13 protein-coding genes are annotated in these 16,748 nt (G+C 57.7%); 4 read left to right on the top strand and 9 right to left on the bottom strand.

The window, feature by feature from the left end:
• Window positions 1–100: 100 nt before the first annotated feature.
• Together OPC11_RS16450 and OPC11_RS16445 are read left to right on the top strand one after the other, a co-directional pair.
• Complete coding sequence (locus OPC11_RS16450) at window positions 101–1,597, top strand: proton-conducting transporter membrane subunit (protein WP_264782628.1); 1,497 nt, start codon at window positions 101–103, stop codon at window positions 1,595–1,597.
• Window positions 1,587–4,004 (top strand): DUF2309 domain-containing protein, encoded by a 2,418-nt coding sequence (locus OPC11_RS16445; RefSeq protein WP_264782627.1) that lies wholly within the window; start codon window positions 1,587–1,589, stop codon window positions 4,002–4,004. Before OPC11_RS16450 ends, OPC11_RS16445 begins: the two co-directional genes overlap by 11 nt.
• Window positions 4,005–4,261: 257 nt before the next feature.
• Here the strand turns inward: OPC11_RS16445 and OPC11_RS16440 are convergent, their stop codons facing one another.
• Window positions 4,262–4,636, bottom strand: coding sequence for a hypothetical protein (locus OPC11_RS16440; RefSeq protein WP_264782626.1), 375 nt, complete (start codon window positions 4,634–4,636; stop codon window positions 4,262–4,264).
• 290 nt (window positions 4,637–4,926) lie between these two features.
• Between OPC11_RS16440 and OPC11_RS16435 the strand changes: the two genes are divergently transcribed.
• Both OPC11_RS16435 and OPC11_RS16430 read left to right on the top strand, forming a co-directional pair.
• Complete coding sequence (locus OPC11_RS16435; protein WP_264782625.1) at window positions 4,927–5,172, top strand: hypothetical protein; 246 nt, start codon at window positions 4,927–4,929, stop codon at window positions 5,170–5,172.
• 2 nt (window positions 5,173–5,174) lie between these two features.
• Window positions 5,175–5,837 (top strand): type 1 glutamine amidotransferase, encoded by a 663-nt coding sequence (locus OPC11_RS16430; RefSeq protein WP_264782624.1) that lies wholly within the window; start codon window positions 5,175–5,177, stop codon window positions 5,835–5,837.
• Here the strand turns inward: OPC11_RS16430 and OPC11_RS16425 are convergent.
• The 8 genes from OPC11_RS16425 to OPC11_RS16390 all read right to left on the bottom strand — a co-directional run bounded on the left by OPC11_RS16425 (window position 5,834) and on the right by OPC11_RS16390 (window position 15,767).
• Complete coding sequence (locus tag OPC11_RS16425) at window positions 5,834–6,808, bottom strand: hypothetical protein (RefSeq protein ID WP_264782623.1); 975 nt, start codon at window positions 6,806–6,808, stop codon at window positions 5,834–5,836. The genes OPC11_RS16430 and OPC11_RS16425 overlap by 4 nt on opposite strands.
• Window positions 6,809–7,032: 224 nt before the next feature.
• Window positions 7,033–7,875: a uroporphyrinogen-III C-methyltransferase gene (cobA, locus tag OPC11_RS16420; protein ID WP_264782622.1), complete on the bottom strand. Its 843-nt coding sequence runs from the start codon at window positions 7,873–7,875 to the stop codon at window positions 7,033–7,035.
• A 39-nt stretch (window positions 7,876–7,914) separates the two neighbouring features.
• Entirely contained in the window at window positions 7,915–8,043 is a 129-nt protein-coding gene (locus OPC11_RS16415; RefSeq protein ID WP_264782621.1) for a hypothetical protein, read from the bottom strand.
• Entirely contained in the window at window positions 8,040–9,380 is a 1,341-nt protein-coding gene (locus OPC11_RS16410) for an MFS transporter (protein ID WP_264782620.1), read from the bottom strand. The genes OPC11_RS16415 and OPC11_RS16410 overlap by 4 nt, the downstream gene beginning before the upstream one ends.
• Window positions 9,373–11,451, bottom strand: a complete 2,079-nt coding sequence (gene nasA, locus OPC11_RS16405) for an assimilatory nitrate reductase NasA (protein ID WP_264782619.1) — start codon at window positions 11,449–11,451, stop codon at window positions 9,373–9,375. Before nasA ends, OPC11_RS16410 begins: the two co-directional genes overlap by 8 nt.
• Before the next feature lie 57 nt (window positions 11,452–11,508).
• On the bottom strand, window positions 11,509–13,275 hold the full coding sequence (locus OPC11_RS16400) for a ferredoxin--nitrite reductase (RefSeq protein ID WP_264782618.1): 1,767 nt from the start codon (window positions 13,273–13,275) through the stop codon (window positions 11,509–11,511).
• A gap of 791 nt (window positions 13,276–14,066) precedes the next feature.
• Window positions 14,067–15,152, bottom strand: a complete 1,086-nt coding sequence (locus tag OPC11_RS16395; RefSeq protein ID WP_264782617.1) for a hemolysin family protein — start codon at window positions 15,150–15,152, stop codon at window positions 14,067–14,069.
• Window positions 15,153–15,767: a hypothetical protein gene (locus OPC11_RS16390; protein ID WP_264782735.1), complete on the bottom strand. Its 615-nt coding sequence runs from the start codon at window positions 15,765–15,767 to the stop codon at window positions 15,153–15,155. It lies immediately after the preceding gene.
• Between the last annotated feature and the right edge of the window lie 981 nt (window positions 15,768–16,748).

Below are 16,748 nucleotides of genomic sequence, written 5' to 3'. Positions count from 1 at the left end.
AGTTTTAATAGTCATTTTGTTCTCTATTGTGTTGAATACGACCAGAAGCGGATTCCGAGTTCGTCTCGGTACGTGGGATGGTCGGACAATAGGATGAACGATGTCAGGACGTAGCTCGAAACCGACGATCGGAGCGCTCCCGGACACGACGGTGGAATCGCCGTCCGTGCCCATTGTACTAACGTGGCTCGTGTGGACGTTGTTCGCCGCGAGTATCGCCGTCCTCATCGCCCGAGTCCGGTTCGGTGGGTCGTGGGAGATCCCCGGTGTGGTCGCCATCGATGGCTTGACCATTCTGATGTGGGTGGTCGTCACCTTCTTTAGCGGGATTGTTCACAGTTACTCTCGCCGCTACATGGCTGGTAGCGCCCATGAGACCGACTTCTTCCTCGCCGTGTTCGGTTTCACGGCTGCTGTGATGGGGCTCGTGGCCGCCGACCTTATCGCCTTGTTCTGGCTCCTATGGCTGGCGATGGGGCTTGTGATGGCGAAACTCGTCGGTCTTGTCGACGGTTGGCGCCAGGCACGGGCGGCCGCGACGGTCGCTCGCCGGTACTTCCTCGCCAGCAGCGCGCTACTCGGGGTCGCGCTGACCGTATTGTGGTGGACGACCGGTGCGACGACGATCTCCGGGATCGCCGCGGCGTCTGATTCGCTCGACGGAGCGGTGTGGCTCGTGGCTGCCGGGACCCTCGTCCTCGCGGCGATAATCCAGTCGGCGCTCGTTCCCTTCCACGGCTGGCTCCTCTCCTCGATGACCGCTCCGACACCGGCATCGGCACTGATGCACGCCGGGTTCGTCAATGCGGGTGGCATCTTGCTGGTCCGCTTTGCCCCGGTCGTCACCGTCGATACCACCTTCATGCTGGCAGTGGTCGCCGTCGGCGCGGCCAGCGCGATTGGTGGGAAACTCCTGAAGTCGGTCCAGACGGACGTCAAGCGCAAACTCGGTTGTTCAACGGTCGGCCAGATGGGATTCATGATCATGCAGGCTGGCCTCGGGTTCTTCGGGGCCGCCATCACCCACCTCATCCTGCACGGCTTCTACAAGGCATACCAATTCCTCTCCTCCGGGGGGCAGATTGAACATACCACTCCGAGCGAGGGGCCCTCACACACGGTGGGGTACCCAACGAGCGTCGTCACCTTCGCGGTGACGCTGCTGACCGGACTAGCCGGCGGTATACTATTCGCGGCGCTGACCGGAAAAGGGACGAACATGGACGCCGGACTCCTGCTGACCTTCTTCGTCGTGTTCACCACGCTTCACGCGGCCCGCAGTGCGGTCCAGACTACCTCACTTTCGCGGTCGGCCCGCTACGGAGCCGTCCCCCTGGTCTTCTTCCCAGCCATCGTCGTCTACGCCGCCGTCTACGAGACGATATCCGGACTCCTATTCGGACTTCCGATGGTCACAGCCCCGACTGAACTGACTCTGCTCCACGGCGTCATTGCCGTCATCTTCGTTGGCATCTACGTTGGGATCGAGACCGGTATCCACGAGCGCAGTCAGCGTCTCTACGTCGCACTGATTAACGCCAGCCAACCCGCGTCGGACACCCTCCTGACCTCCACAGAGGAATATAATGAGTACTGAATCCATCATCCACGATAGCATCGATGAAGCAGCGACTAGCATCGGGTCCCTCTGGCCCATCCACTCGTTCGTGACGGCCAACCCGCTCTCGGGGTTCGAGGACCAGCCGTTCGGCGAGGCGGTCAAACGGGCAACCGACCTGCTAGGTGGTCGCGGCTACCCCAACCCCGAGACGTTCGAGACGGCACTGGAACGTGGCCAGATAGACCCGGAGATACTCGAATCGGAACTTGCCGAGGCAGGCTACGAGGAGGAACCCCATACGCTGTTGGACCGCATTTCCGACGCGACCGACGTCGTGGAAGGTGTCACCGATACCGCCCCAAACCATGTTGACCAAGTGCTGACGAAGTGGCTATCGAACTTCCTCGACGAGGGGAGTGCCCACTGGGCGATGCCGAACCGCGAAGAAGGGTTCTACGCCGCTTTTCGTGGGGTGGTCGAATACGACGGTGAAATCCCAGACGAAGGGGTCATCACTGACCTTCCCGAGACGCCGATCGAGACGATCGAGACGGTGCTGGAGCCGTACCCGCAGAGCCAGTGGGTGTCTATTTTCGAGGAGCAACTAGCTGCCCTCCCGGGCTGGACGGGGTTGATCAAGCAGCGTGTCGATGACGGGAGAGAGTGGCAGTCGAAATACCCGATTTCGCTGGAGGAGTACCTCGCGGTGCGTCTGGCACTGTCAGATGCGACTGGTGTTGACCTCGAGCCCTCGAACGAGGGCACCGACATGGAGCCAGCCGACGAACTCGCTCAGGCGTTCCTGCGTGCGTGGGAAGCGACATACCGTGACGATCTCGTCGAGGCGATCGCCGAGGAGAGTGAGTCGATGGCCGATAGCGATCCGTCGAGCCGTCCAGACGCCCAGCTTGTCTTTTGTATCGACACTCGTTCGGAAGTCATTCGCCGTCACATCGAGGCGGGGGGAGATTATGAGACTCACGGGTACGCTGGCTTTTTCGGCATCCCGATCGAGTACCGGGGATACGACACCGATGTAGCGGTCGAGGCCTGTCCACCGATCCTCGAACCACAGCACTACATCCACGACTTTCCGACCGACAACGACACGCAGGCGAGCCACGACCGCTGGTGGGACATCCGCGAGGCCGCCGATGAGATTATCAAGACGCTAGAGGCCAACGCCGCCACAGCCTACGGCTACGTCGAAAACGCTGGCAGCGGCTACGGCCTCGCACTCGCGGCCCGCACGCTCGTTCCCGGGCGCGTCCACGACTTGTTAGACGCTGTTGAAGCGTCGGTACCCGACGAACACGAGTTCTGTGAGCCGCTGATCCACCACCAGCACACCTATGTCGGTGACCTCCCGGTGGGACTGACCCACGATGAAAAAGTCGAGTACGCCGCGACCGCCTTCGACCTGATGGGCTGGGAGGAGTTCGGCCGCCTCGTCGTCTTCGCCGGGCACGCCAGCGAGACGACTAACAACCCGTACGAGACGAGCCTAGACTGTGGCGCCTGTGCTGGCAACCCCGGCGGCCCGAATGCCCGCGTACTTGCAGCAATCTGTAACGACGAGGATGTCAAGACGGCACTCCGCGACCGCGGCTTCGACATCCCCGAGGACACCGTCTTCGTCGCTGGCCAGCACAACACCACGACCGACGAGGTGGAACTGTACGATGACGACATCCCCGAAAGTCACGCGGGGGATATCGACCGGTTGCGTGCAGACCTGGCTACCGCTCGCGAGAACGCGACAGCCGAGCGCGCCGAGTCGATGGGTGCCGACAGCTCGATGGGGGTCAGTGAGACGGAACGCCGTGCCGCCGACTGGGCCGAAACGCGTCCCGAGTGGGGACTGGCCGGCAACGCTGGCTTCGTCGTCGCCCCTCGCGAACTGACGAGCAACCTCAATCTCGACGGCCGGGCCTTCCTCCACTCCTACGACTGGTCGACCGACCCGGATGGTGACGCGCTCGAAGCGATCCTCACTGGCCCCATGGTCGTCACACAGTGGATCAATACTCAGTACTACTTTTCGACAGTCGACAACGCAGTCTATGGCAGCGGGTCGAAGGTGACGCAGAACCCTGTCGGCAACGTCGGTGTCTACCAGGGAACCGGCGGCGACTTGATGACCGGTCTCCCCCTCCAGTCGCTGATGGCCGCCGATGACAAACCGTATCACCAGCCGCTCCGCCTCTCGACGGTCGTCCATGCGCCGGTCGAACGCGTCACCGGCATCTTGGCCGACCACGAGGAGTTGACCGAACTGCTGGACAACGACTGGCTCTCGCTGACGGTCGTCGACCCGACCCAGGACCACCGCACCTTCCACTACGGGGAGGATTTAGAGTGGATACCAATGTCCGAACAGACCGAAGCACACTTGGAGATACCGAACGCTTCCGCTGTCGCGGACGGTGGAACACAAATCTAGCAATAACCGGAACCCTATGCACAAGCCAGCGATACCGACCAACCAGCGAACTGTGACTGAGATGGGCTTGGTGGCTTTCCGTGTTGACCCTGTGTACGGTCAAGTCGACACGATCTCCTCGAAGCGTAGTGCGAGTCACGTGTGAATCTACCCCTCTTTCAGAGTGTTTTTATTGGCGCTGGCGACGGGTGCTGGCGCACAGATGAGGTGTTGTGTGATGGAGCTGTGTCGGACCAATATATTGGGATCTTGGCAAATTACTTCAGGGTGGACGGAGTCCCTCGCTGGAATTCAAGATAGACGAGCTCTTCATCGCCAACCGTCCAACCATGGTGACCCGGCGGTATCGCTGCTCCGCTCCCGCTAGCGATTTCAATTTTGGTCCCGTCATCGAGTTCCAGACCGAGTGTTCCAGAAACAACGAGGATGTGATGCGACTTTTGGCAGTACTTGTTATTTGTGTTCGCGTCATCATCACTGGACACTCCCCATCCCGGTTCCAGTGTAACACGGACCACTTTCATCTCCTTTAAAGTGACCGACTCCGAGTACCCGTTCTCGAACGTCGATTTCTCCGCGTCGTTAGAGAGATTCCGAACGATTAGTTCCTCGACTTCGTCATCCTTATCCATCCTTAACTATTCATGAAGAAGGTTAATAAATATTATGGGTGGATACAACAAGTATGCAATATCCACCATAGATGTGGGGCTTTCTATGAAGACGGATTGCTCGCTCTCCTTCTCTAAGAGGCGAATGATATGGAACGTCCACTTGCAGCCAAGGACCTCCCAGATTCCGCTCCACTCTGTCTCTTCAATTCGCATGAGTTGACCGTGTTCAGAATTTTGAACCTACTGGCTTCAAAACTACTACTTGATTTACATCGTCAACTCTCCTCAGTTCAGACAGGCAATCAGAGATGAGTAACGAATCAATCTCGGGCTACGACCGGGCCTCCGAGGTCCTGCCAGCCCCGCCAATCAGCACAGGGGAATTCGACCGCCTCAAACAGTCGATCATGTTCACTGACGAGGAATATCTCGACCGCATGCGAGTTCGGATCGTTGGGGAGGGTAAAACCGGCGTTGGTGACCGCGTGAAAACCAGTGATCACGACGAGAGTAGTCCGAGCGAGTCCCGAAGTGTGGACCCAGCGGGGCAGTGACGATGGGGATCCATTACCTCCAGCACGTCCCGTTCGAGGGGCCCGGAACGATTCGCAACTGGGCGACTGACCGGGGCCACGACCTGAAAGGGACGCACCTGTACAACGACGAGTCGCTGCCTGACCTCGATACGTTCGATTGGCTAATCGTCATGGGCGGACCGATGAGCGTCCACGATACCGACGAATTTCCCTGGCTCGCAGCGGAAACAGACTTCATTCGAGCAACGGTTAACGCGGATAAGACGGTCGTCGGAATCTGTCTCGGAGCGAAATTGGTTGCTGAGGCACTTGGCGGGCGCGTCCACGAGGCCGACACGTCGGAGATTGTCTGGTTTTCCGTCGAAGCAACCGACGAAGCGACCGAGTCACCGCTGTTCGCCGACCTGGGCGGAAAGTATGACGCGTTCCACTGGCACGGCGACACGTTCGATCTGCCCGAGGGCGCAACCCGGATGGCCCGGACCGACGCATGTCTAAATCAGGCGTTCGTCTACGAAGGCCGGGTCGTCGGCCTACAGTTTCACCTTGAATCCCCGCCAGCCACTGTCGACGAGATCATCGCGAACAGCGGCAACCTCCACGACTCGACTTCGGTGACGAGTCCCCCCGCCAGCGACGCGACTCGGCTACCAATGATGTTGAATATTTCGGATCGGTGTTAATCGACGTAACCCAACGCAGACAAGCGTTCCTCGATCGTGTCATCGCCTGATTCAGCCGCTTCGTCGGAGATATCTGCCGACCCCGACTTCCCTGACCTGACGATCTGCTTTCGTTTCGAGTACGGAGGCACGAACCACGGAACGGTGTTGAGTACCGGCATCCGTATTTTACTTGGATGGAAGTAGACCGGAATCGGGAATGGTGTCGCCCACTCTCCGATTGCGTTTCCGTGATCGGCCGTGATCACTGTTTTTCCCGGAAGCTCTTCGGCGAGCGGGATCGCTTCCTCGAGTACACGGATCAAATTATCTCGATACGCCTCCCAAAAGATTCCGTCTTCGATTTCACCATCCTGCAATGCTTCCCAAGCGAATCCGAAGTCCATCTCCGATGACTCATCGAGCATCATGTCCCGGAGTCCGCCGGTTAATCGGCTATCGATATCGAGCTGCGTCTCGCCGATAAAAGGGGTGTGTGGTTGCATGAAATGGACTATCTGACGTTTGTTTGGGAATTCTTCGTGGACCGAGAGCGCACGTTCCGAGAGTACTTCCGGGGGGACGATTCCGTCATCATCGCTCCATCCGTCGATCCAGACACGGTCCGTGAAGTAGAACGAATCATCGAGAACTCGTTTCTCGTGTGGATTGGCGGTTACATAGACGGTGTCGTTGTACGATCGACCGCCGAAATTCTCCAGTAAAAATTCCGATGAGGAACTCCCCCGAGATTGGAACTTGGACAACTCACCGTCAAGCGATAATTTGGCGTAAATCTGGGTAAATAGGTCGTATCGACAGGCGTCCAAGATGAGGAGGTTGTCCCAGTCAGCATCCATAACGTATTCGCCGTCGTTCCCATGAATTCGACTCTGAACCGGACCGATAACAGACGATAGGAACAGTTGTCTCCGCATAAATGGATTCGCCATCATCCTTTGTGCCATACGAAACCGTTCTAGGAGGTCCATAGTTGATTATTCAACTATCTTTATGTTTAAAACTATTGTACAGAAATTTCCAATAATATAATCACGTGGATCACCCTATGCGAGTCACGACTATGCGAGAGGACAGGATAGACGTTTTGTCTGGTAAGGGAGGTCGCAAGTACGGTCGAGTAGCGTTAGTTCACTGAACGCTCGTCGGGATGTTCAGCGAGAGTTCGTAGAAATGGACGGCGAAAGCGATCTTACTACTCGCTGCGAGTTGCCTCCCCGATCCCGTCGGTGGTGAACGAAGATGACCATGAGGTGACCATCGAACCCGCGGAGTTGGCCAAGCAATGTTCGACGATATCGTAGGTGTTGACGACGTCACCGACGATGGTGACCGCCGGAGGACTCACGTTGGCAGTTTTCGCGCGTTCGACGACCGTGTTCAGTGTCCCGGTGACGACTCGTTCGTCGGGCAGCGTTGCACGCTCGACCATCGCGATGGGTGTTTCGGCGTCGAGGCCATTCGAACAGAGCGCGGCGACGTTGTCGGGGAGTCGACCGACACCCATGAGAATAACGAGCGTTCCGCCAGCCTCGACGTTCCTGGCGAGAGCCTCCCAGTCTAGGGACGTACCGTCCTTCGTGGGGTTCTCGTGTCCGGTGACGATGGTGATGCTGGACGCACAATTGCGATGGGTAGCAGGGATACCAGCAACTTCGCCGGCGGCGACGGCGCTCGTCACGCCGGGAACGACTTCGAACCGGACACCGTGACGGGCCAGATGTTCGGCTTCCTCACCGCCGCGCCCGAAGACAGTCGGGTCGCCGCCCTTCAAGCGGACGACGTCGTTGCCGGCCCGGGCCTCTCGGACCATCCGAGCGTTGATTTCCGGCTGTGGAGTGCGTTCGCCCCCTGCCCGTTTGCCGGTGTGAATGACGGTCGCGTGGTCCGGTAGTGACTCAACGATGTCGTCGCCCACGAGTGAGTCGTGGAGGACTACGTCAGCCTCATTGAGTAGGCGTCGGGCTTTGACCGTGAGGAGTTCCGGGTCGCCCGGCCCGGCACCGACGAGTGAGACTGTACCCGTGGTTGTACTCATGGTTCCACTTCCTCCAATACGGTCCGGGTGACGTTCATGTTAGATCAACCATCCCGCTTGGCCGTTGAACGCCATGTACAGGGAAAACACTGTTACGAGCACTGCGATCAGCATCTCGACGTACAGCACGGTCTTCCCCCACTTGTACCACGAATCGTACTCCGTCACCAGTCATCACCTCCTGTCGATGCACCGGATGTCCGTTTCTTGCCGAGCCAGCGTTCCCTCGAACCAATGCCGTGGTCGCCGATTCCCTTCTGTGAGTGCATCGCCCACAGGTAAAACAGCATGATGGGAACGAAGAACACGATGGCGATGAAGGCGTACCCCGTGTGAATATTGGGCATGAAGCCAAACATGAGCGGGTAGACGATGCCGCCCGTCGTGGAGATGCCGCCGATGAACCCGGACGCCGTCCCCGGTCGGTCAGGGAAAACGAGCGGAACGATGGCGAACACGCCACCGGTACCGAAACTCACTGCGATTCCGGAGCAAGCCAAGACGACAACCGATAACGGAAGGAGGCCGAGGAGGCCCACGGCGGTGAGAGCGATCATTAGTATCGAGATGAGTATAAGCGCGGTGAGTAGCCAGTGAATACGCGGCGAGAATGGTTGGTCTTTCTCGAGGATGGGGTACGGCGTCCACCCCTTTCGCTGCCAGAGGTCGGACATGTATCCCGAGAACGGCCGCCACAGCGACGCGTTGAACGACTGGACGGCGGCGAACGTTCCGGCCGCGACCTGAATGGACGCCGTATCGGTGAATCCGAGTTGTCGAATGGACTCGGCGAAACCATCAGTGTAGTACGTGGGTAGCCACGAGTTCATCGCGATTTCCAATCCAAAGGACATCGCGTAGGCGAGCATGAGCCCGATGGCGGCGTACCGCGTCCAAACATACATCATGTCGCTGAAAGACGTATTGCTCCGTGCGGCTTCGGCCGTCGCCTGGTCCTTTGCCGGTTGACCACGCCACTTATAGACGGCCGCAATGACGAGCGCGCCGATCCCGAGATGGAGGAAAGCGTCGCCGAAGTGCGTTCCGTAGAGCCGCGGGAGTACCAGCGCGCCGACGCCTGCACCCACATTTCCGGTTCCAGCATACAACCCCTCTGCCGTGCCGATTTCGTGTTCGTCGAACCACTGTGCGACGTGCTGGATGCCGACGACGAAGCTGATTCCCGCCGAGGCGACGACGAGTCGTTCGATGAACAAAATCTCGTAGCTCGCGGCGAACGAGGACGCGATGCTTACCACGCCGGAGTACGCGAGGATGATGGCGAAGGTGTTGTGCGCGCCGAGCCGGTCAGCCGCCCACCCGGCGACGACGCGGCCGGGCGGCGCGAGCCAAATGGCCGAACTGGCAAGCAGGGCGAGTTGGCCGGTGGTGAGACCGTAGAAATCCCCGATACTCGTGCTGAACGCGGCGGTCGAGAACCACATCAGGAACGCCCAGAAGAACCCGACGGTCGCGATTAACAGCTGTTCGACCTTGTTAGTCATCGCTCGCCACCTCCGCTCCGGCGGCCGCGGTTCGGTCGGGCGAACGCGGCACGAGTCGCACCGCACACTGCTTGTAGTTCGGTTCGTCGGACCGCGGGTCCCTGTCGGGAAGCGTCAGTTCGTTCGTCCGTGGATGGTGAATCGGGAGCCAGACGACATCCCGTGGAACCGCCGAATCCGGATCGATTCGAACCGGAACCTCGCTTCGTCGGGACGCGAGGATGGCATCCGTTCCGTCAATACCGAGGCATTCGAGCGTTTCCGGATGGATCCGCGCGGTCGGACTAGACGGGTCAAGGGAGCGGGAGCGGACGCCGGTGTTGTACCCGTCCGCGGTTCGTGCCGTCGTAAGCGTGAGAGGGTACTCTTCGTTCGTGGGCTCCGGGACGCCTCGATGAGTCCCAGTCGAAAATCGAGCGCGACCAGATGCCGTCTCGAATGACCAGTTCCCGTCGTCGTAGTACCGGTAGCCACCACTCGATTTCGGATCGGGCGCGGGCCAACGGACGGCCTTCTCCTCTTCGAGGCGGGGGTAGCCGATTCCGGAGAGGTCCGCAGATGTGCCTGCCGTGAGCTCGGCCAGCTCCTCGAAGACGGTCCGCGGGTCGGGTCGTTCCATCAGTCCGGGGACCATCCCTTCGGCGATGGAGGTGATTATATCGAGGTCGGTTCGGACACCGGTCGGGGTGTCCATCACGGACCGAACGCGGGAGACGCGTCGTTCCATGTTCATCGTCGTCCCGTCCGACTCGCCCCACGTCGCGGCGGGAAGGACGACGTCGGCCAGTTCGACGGTCTCAGTGCGGAAGGCGTCCTGCACGACGAGGAACGCCTCGTTGAGTCGGTCGCGGACCGCGGACGAGTTGGGCAACCCGGCGACGGGATTCGTCGCGACCGTCCAGACCGCCTCGACCGGACCGCCGTCGATGGCCTCGACGATTCCGACCGGTCCGGGTCCGGAATCTTTGGGCAATCGCTCCGCGGGAACATTCCACGCTTCCGCGACGACCGCGCGTTCATTCGGATCGTCGAACGACCGATGGCCAGGCCACGTACCCTTGGACGAACAGACGCGCGTTCCCATGGAGTTCGCCTGTCCGGTCAGAGAGAACGGCCCCGTTCCGGGACCGAGGTTTCCGGTTGCGAGACAGAGGTCTATCAGGGCGCCCGCAGTCGCTGTTCCTTGCGTGCTCTGATTGATGCCCATCCCCCAGTAGAGCAGCGTCGGGTCGGCGATCGAGTCGACCAGTTCGTCGACTGTGTCGAGATCAACACCAGCCGTTGCCGCTCCGTCCTCCGCGGTCGGGAGTTCGGCGCGGAGTGCATCGAAACCGGTTGTCACTGTGGCGATGAACGCGTCATCTATCGCGTCCCGTTCGACAAGGCGGGCCAACACCGCGCGAGCGAGGGCGAGGTCACCGCCGGGGGCGGGCGAAACGTGCGTGTCGGCGACAGCGGCTGTCTCGGATTCGATCGGGTCGACGACGATCAACTCGCTGTCGTCGTCGCTCGTGCTTTCCTGAATCCATCGAAACATGACCGGGTGGGCGACAGCGGGGTTCGCTCCCCAGACGAGGTGGGTGCGTGCATCAGGAATGTCGTCGTACGTGCATGGTGGCGCGTCGCTCCCGAACGCGTCGTAGTAGGCCGTCACCGCGCTGGCCATACAGAGTGTCGTGTTGGCATCATAGTAACGGGTACCGAATCCGCCACGAGCCAGTTTCCCGAGGACGTACGCGGCCTCGTTCGTCTGCTGTCCGCTCCCGAGGACGGCGAGGCCGTCCGGGTCGCGTTCGACGGTCAACGTGAACTGTTCCACCACGCGGCCGAGGGCGACGTCCCACGTCGTCGGGAGAAGTCGATCACCTTCACGAATCAACGGGCGCGTCAGCCATTTTCCCTCAGGAGATTTGCTCTCCCTGATGCCACGCTGACAGGCGAGTCCCTGATTCACTGGATGAGTAACGTCGCCACGAACGATGTCGATACCGTAGCCAACGTCGAGACTCTGGTTGATGTGTCCGCAGCCGACCGCACAGCGCATGCACGTCGTCGGGACGGTGTTTCTCATGGATGAATCACTCCGTCAGTGCCGGACAGAACGACGGTCGAATGTCGGGCGCCGTACTCAGTCATTGCTCGTAATGGGGGTGCCGTCGGGAGCGGTCGGTGCGGGGCCATCGCCGGTCGAGAACGGGTACCACGACTGTTTCGCATCATGGAGGCAGGGGTCTTCGTAGCTGGTTTCCTCGGCGACGGCCAGTTCGATGATCGACTCATGGCCGGTCGCGTCCACCCATTCACGGAATGTCTGTCCCTCTTCCCGGAGCGCGGCGAACGCTTCGACGAGGTTCTTGATGAGTCCCGGAACTTCGTCGGCCGGAACTCGTTGGTGGACCCATTCAATGAACGCCGGTTCGTCGCCGATACCGCCGCCGACGCCGACGTCCATCGCCTCGACCATCTGGTCGTTCTTGCGAGCACGCATCCCCTGCAAACCTATATCGGCCGTCATCGCTTGCCCGCAGTCTGCGGTGCACCCCGAGAAATGAATCTTCAGTTGGGAGATGTCGTCCGGGAGGTCGACGTTGTCCCTAAGCCAGCGAAGCATCATTGTCGTCCTTACCTTCGTCTCGGTAAGCGCAAGCGAGCAGAACTCGGTCCCAGTACATGCCATCGCCCCTCGAGTGAACGGAGACGGTTCGGGTGCGTGGGTTTCCAACAGTGGTTCGGCGAGCAGGTCGTCAAGTCGCGCACCGTCCACGTCGATGATGATTGGATTCTGTCGGCGGGTAAGCCTGAGTTCGCCGCTACCGTACTCGTCCGCGAGATCGGCGAGTTCGATGGCCTCGTCGGCGGTAACGCGGCCGACGGGGACGTTCAGACCGACGTAGTAGTCACCGTCTGCCTGTTCGTGAATGCCAACGTGGTCGTGTTTTCCCCGTTCATCGGGTCTCCCAGCGTTGTACGTATACTGGGCGCGTAAATCCGTTCCTGCGTGGAGAAGCGGGAACTCGACCCGTTCGGCGAGTTCTTCGCGGATGGCGTCTGTCCCCCAGTCATCGACGAAGAACCGGCCTCGATTCTTCCGCCGGTTTTGGCGGTTTCCTTCTTCGTGGTACAGTTCGACGAAAGCACGAACAATTTGGTAGGCGTCGTCGGGCGTGACAAAAATGTCCAGCGAGCGGGCACGACGGGGTTCGCGCCCACCGAGACCGCCCCCCGCTCGCATATTAAATCCCTTGACCTGCGTCCCGTCGACAAGTTTTCGAGCGGGTTCAAGCGCAACGTCGTTGATAGAGTCCTGTGCACAACCCTCGCGACATCCGGTTACAGAGATATTGAACTTTCGCGGCATGTTACACAGGACATCGTCGTCGCGTAACTGCGCCTGAATTCGGTCGAGCAGCCCCCGAGTTTCGACGTACTCGTGTTTGTCCTTGCCCGCGACGGGACACCCGGAGATGTTCCGCATCGTGTCCCCGCCAGCCGAGCGGGTCGAGACGCCGACGGATTCTAGCTTGTCCCAGATTACGGGGACGTCCTCCAGGTTTATCCAGTGAAGTTGAATCGACTGGCGCGTCGTGAAATCCACGAACCCGTTCCCGAATTCTGGGTTTTCGGCCGGGCCGGTTGCGTAATCGCGTGCGACCTCACCGATGGCACGGAGTTGTCCCGGTTCGAGGATACCGCCACAGTTGGTTAGTCGCATCATGAAATAACTCTCCTGTCCGGTTCGCTGGTGGAACACGCCCCAGAATTTGAACCGGCAGAACCACGCCTCACGTTCGTCCTCCGGAATGGTTTCCCACCCGTTCTCGGCGAACTCGAGTATCTTTGCTCGGATATCGTCACCGTACTCCTCTCGCTTCCACTTTTCCTTTTTATGAACCATGTCTTCTAATTTTCCTGGAATTGTCAACTATGTCCCTGAGATGACGATGGACATCTGTTTCTTTCCACTAACACCAAACAAATGCCCATCAGATAAGAGTGATGGACATATGAATACGACCAACCTTTATTTCTGAATATAGAATTCGTATGTTCAAGGTATACTAGGTGTTCTAGTTCTCATACCGGGCAAAAATAGAGGAAATGGAAAATTTGTTCTGTCGAAAAGATACTCACCTCGCATGCGTCGTCGGCAACCTCGGGGTGGTTGAGATTACTGCTGAAGTAGGGAGGAGTATGTCTGGAGATCCGAATACTTGAAAAGAACTCAATCGAAGTAAGAACCCCCGCTGATAACAAATCAGGAGATTCGCGGCATGGGTCCTTGATCGATAACTGCTGAAACAGAGACATCCTTGAACACACAGACGCGGCTGACCCGCGACAAATTATCACGGGGTTTATGAGTCACACCCGTTGTGACCGGACACGAAAGCAAAACCACGAGGTAACTGTAATGGTTACTCGGTATCCACGCACTGTTACTAGTGGTGGTTTTCCTCTGAGGTAGATTTCGACCTTATGGACGCATCATAAACAAAGGGGGAATAAGCTAGTTCGGCAATTCCTTCCGTCCCGTTCTCGCGCACGGCCAGCAGGGGAAGCCACCGAGGCCGTCACAGTCGCAGTCGTCTAGTTCGGAATCATCTTCGTCCTCGGAGGGGAAGGCATTGAGTGTGCCGTCGTCGGTTGCGTTCTTAGGAGAGACGAGAACTATAACCAGTCCGAAAATTACTTCGACCTGTCGAGTGGATCTTTGAGTTCACCAGCAATCGCTTCAAACGCGTCGGTTGCAGTTATGGCTCCCGCTGTTCGACCATTATCTATTACAAGTGCAATCTCTTGATCTGCTTCTTGGAACGTGTCGATTAGGTCGCTAATCGGAATATCCGGTGCAACGGTCAATGCGGGGGACGCTATGTCAGCAAGGTTTGACTCCTTCTGTTCGAGTGCCTCCTGTGACTGGACAACAGCAGGAAGATAAATTGTTCCGATAATGTCGTCTACGCTCTCTCCAACGAGGGGAAAGCGCGTATGTGGATGTGAGCGGATTGTTTCGAGATTTCTCTCAAATGACTCTTCCGTTGATACCGTGATAATTGCATCTCGATCGACCATAAGATCAGATGCATGGATATGATCGATTGTAATTGCGTTGATGATTTCTTCCCGTCGATCAGCAGGAATGTCCATATTCGCCATGGTCGATCCCATCTGATTAATCAACCCCTGACGCGTGTCTGCACCTTCCTCAATCTCCTCTTCAGCCCAGGACCGGGTCATTTCGACTCCAAAGAACGAAAGCAATGCTTTTGCTGTCCAATCGGCAAGACGAATGATTGGCGAGAAGATACGTGTCCACCAGTAAAGGACGGGAGCACCGTATTTTGCGACTTGTTTGGATCGTTCGATACCGAGGTACGTCGGTGCCTGTTCTCCAACCGTAAGATGAAGGAGGTTGATGATTGCCAACGAAGTGATTGCCGCAACCGCTGTGTGTCCACCCTCACCCGTTCCAAGTATTCCTTCGAGTCCAAGCGCAATAATGAGTGGATCGACCACTGCGGCAAGTGCGGGTTCAGCGACGACACCAAGACCAACACTGCAGATAGTAATCCCGAGTTGACACCCAGAGAGGAAAATTTCCAATCGTTCGGTCATCTTCCAGGCACGTTCAAGACCACGTGACCCTTGGAATTCGTCTTGTGTGAACTGGCGAACACGCGTCATCGCGAATTCGATTGTGACAAAATAGCCATTACCGAGCAGGAGAATCAAGCCAGCTGTTAGCCGACCGATGGTACCCGTATCAACCATTTACTTGCTCATACCGTTGAAGGTATTGTTTAAAAAGTTCCTCTCCATTCTCGCTGTCCAATAATGAATCAGATACTTAATGTGTTGTACTGTTGTGAAACGTAGTGCAAGGTGATGGTCTTTGATTTCTCCCCTCTGGATTCCCCACGGCCAACACGGGAAGTCACCGAGACCAGCGCAGTCACTGTTGTCGGGTTCGGACTCGTTGTCGTCCTCGGAGGGGAACGCCTCATGCGTCCCATCGTCGATTGCGGTTTCGACGGCGGCTATGTGTTTGCAAAAGGCGTTTCGGTGGACGTGGTGCGGGCACGTGCAGGCCATCAGTTCGTCGGTCACGTCGTCGGTGGAGACGGTGTACTGGTGGGCTGTGGGGTTCTCGTAACTCTCGTTAGTGACGTTGATGCTCTTGGACTCATCGACGTCATAGGCACATTGTTCGGCCTGTGCGCGGTTCTGTGCCGTCTTGGCGGCGTTGTTCCAGACAGCACACCTGGATCCCCAGTATAATTTCGAGGCTGAATTGGACCCACTCTCAGTATTGAATGACACTGTTTTTCCTGGTGGTACTGTGACTCCGGACGGGACAAGATAGTCATGACTAGCCTTATCGACAATCGTCCAGCCGGACAGATCGAGTGCCTACACCAGCGTTCAAAATAGTTCGGGAATTACAATTATACTCGGTCAGGTTGTGCATAACAATAGTAGATGCAGTGTTTGGATGTATCATGAATGTCATTGAGTCACACATCACAGTGCATCGTCTCCTATTCATTGCTGGACTCCTATTATTCGCCATTGGAGTGGGACAGATAGCTGCCGTACCTTAAGTGATGAAAAACACTAAGTCGGCATTTTACTGGTGCTATTGCTCTTTTGTGTGAAGAAACCGCACCAATTTGAAGATAGCCGGTCAGAGAGAGTTGACCAGGTTCACTGCGAGTCGATCGGATTTGGAATTGAATCGCGGGAAGGGAGTATTTCCGTGGCTGGAAGGATTTCTGGACGTGAATGCCACTATGTTCACTCGTGATTGGGTTACTCAAATCCCGCGCTTCCCATTACCGGACATCCATATTATCATGATATGAGGCCTTGTAATCAGTCGTGGGATCGGGTTACTGAACGCCGATTACTGGCAAAATAGAAATTATTCGCTTTGTGGAATATCGCGGTCTGTATTCGACTCTCGATCTTCACTGGTCGTCTCGCTGTTTCGGAGATTACTCAATGTCCGACCGGCTCGTCTGATATGCTGGATAAGCGCTGTGTATGCAGAAGGATCGCATAATTATCATCGCCATTGGTAGTTTCTCTATCAATCAGCTTGCACACCTACCTAACGGATATTCCAGCAGGAAAGATGGTAAGACAATAGGGTTTCAACAGAGCCGGCTGGATGCAAGACAGCGTCTTCGAGCTGTTCGATCAGGAGGGTCGGTCCTGTTTGCGGATCTCGTCGAAGTGACCGGAAAACCCCTGTGGACGGGAACGATATGTCTGACTGCGTTAACCAACACCAGTCAGGTTTGGCCGGGTCGTTGGTTAACCACAATCGTTCCGCATCAGCGGAGAGTCTGTCATCTGGTCGGTGAA

The organism is Haladaptatus sp. T7 (assembly GCF_026008575.1).
GTDB classification, from domain to species: Archaea; Halobacteriota; Halobacteria; order Halobacteriales; family Haladaptataceae; genus Haladaptatus; species Haladaptatus paucihalophilus.
Note: the sequence above shows the minus strand (reverse complement) of the source record. Positions and strands in the feature narration are given on the sequence as shown.

What these genes read in the sequence shown, in the direction of transcription:
- OPC11_RS16450 (WP_264782628.1), top strand. Translation starts at nt 101, where the DNA reads ATGTCAGGACGTAGCTCGAAACCGACGATCGGAGCGCTCCCGGACACG.
- OPC11_RS16445 (WP_264782627.1), top strand. Translation starts at nt 1,587, where the DNA reads ATGAGTACTGAATCCATCATCCACGATAGCATCGATGAAGCAGCGACT.
- OPC11_RS16440 (WP_264782626.1), bottom strand. Translation starts at nt 4,636, where the DNA reads ATGGATAAGGATGACGAAGTCGAGGAACTAATCGTTCGGAATCTCTCT.
- OPC11_RS16435 (WP_264782625.1), top strand. Translation starts at nt 4,927, where the DNA reads ATGAGTAACGAATCAATCTCGGGCTACGACCGGGCCTCCGAGGTCCTG.
- OPC11_RS16430 (WP_264782624.1), top strand. Translation starts at nt 5,175, where the DNA reads ATGGGGATCCATTACCTCCAGCACGTCCCGTTCGAGGGGCCCGGAACG.
- OPC11_RS16425 (WP_264782623.1), bottom strand. Translation starts at nt 6,808, where the DNA reads ATGGACCTCCTAGAACGGTTTCGTATGGCACAAAGGATGATGGCGAAT.
- cobA (WP_264782622.1), bottom strand. Translation starts at nt 7,875, where the DNA reads ATGAGTACAACCACGGGTACAGTCTCACTCGTCGGTGCCGGGCCGGGC.
- OPC11_RS16410 (WP_264782620.1), bottom strand. Translation starts at nt 9,380, where the DNA reads ATGACTAACAAGGTCGAACAGCTGTTAATCGCGACCGTCGGGTTCTTC.
- nasA (WP_264782619.1), bottom strand. Translation starts at nt 11,451, where the DNA reads ATGAGAAACACCGTCCCGACGACGTGCATGCGCTGTGCGGTCGGCTGC.
- OPC11_RS16400 (WP_264782618.1), bottom strand. Translation starts at nt 13,275, where the DNA reads ATGGTTCATAAAAAGGAAAAGTGGAAGCGAGAGGAGTACGGTGACGAT.
- OPC11_RS16395 (WP_264782617.1), bottom strand. Translation starts at nt 15,152, where the DNA reads ATGGTTGATACGGGTACCATCGGTCGGCTAACAGCTGGCTTGATTCTC.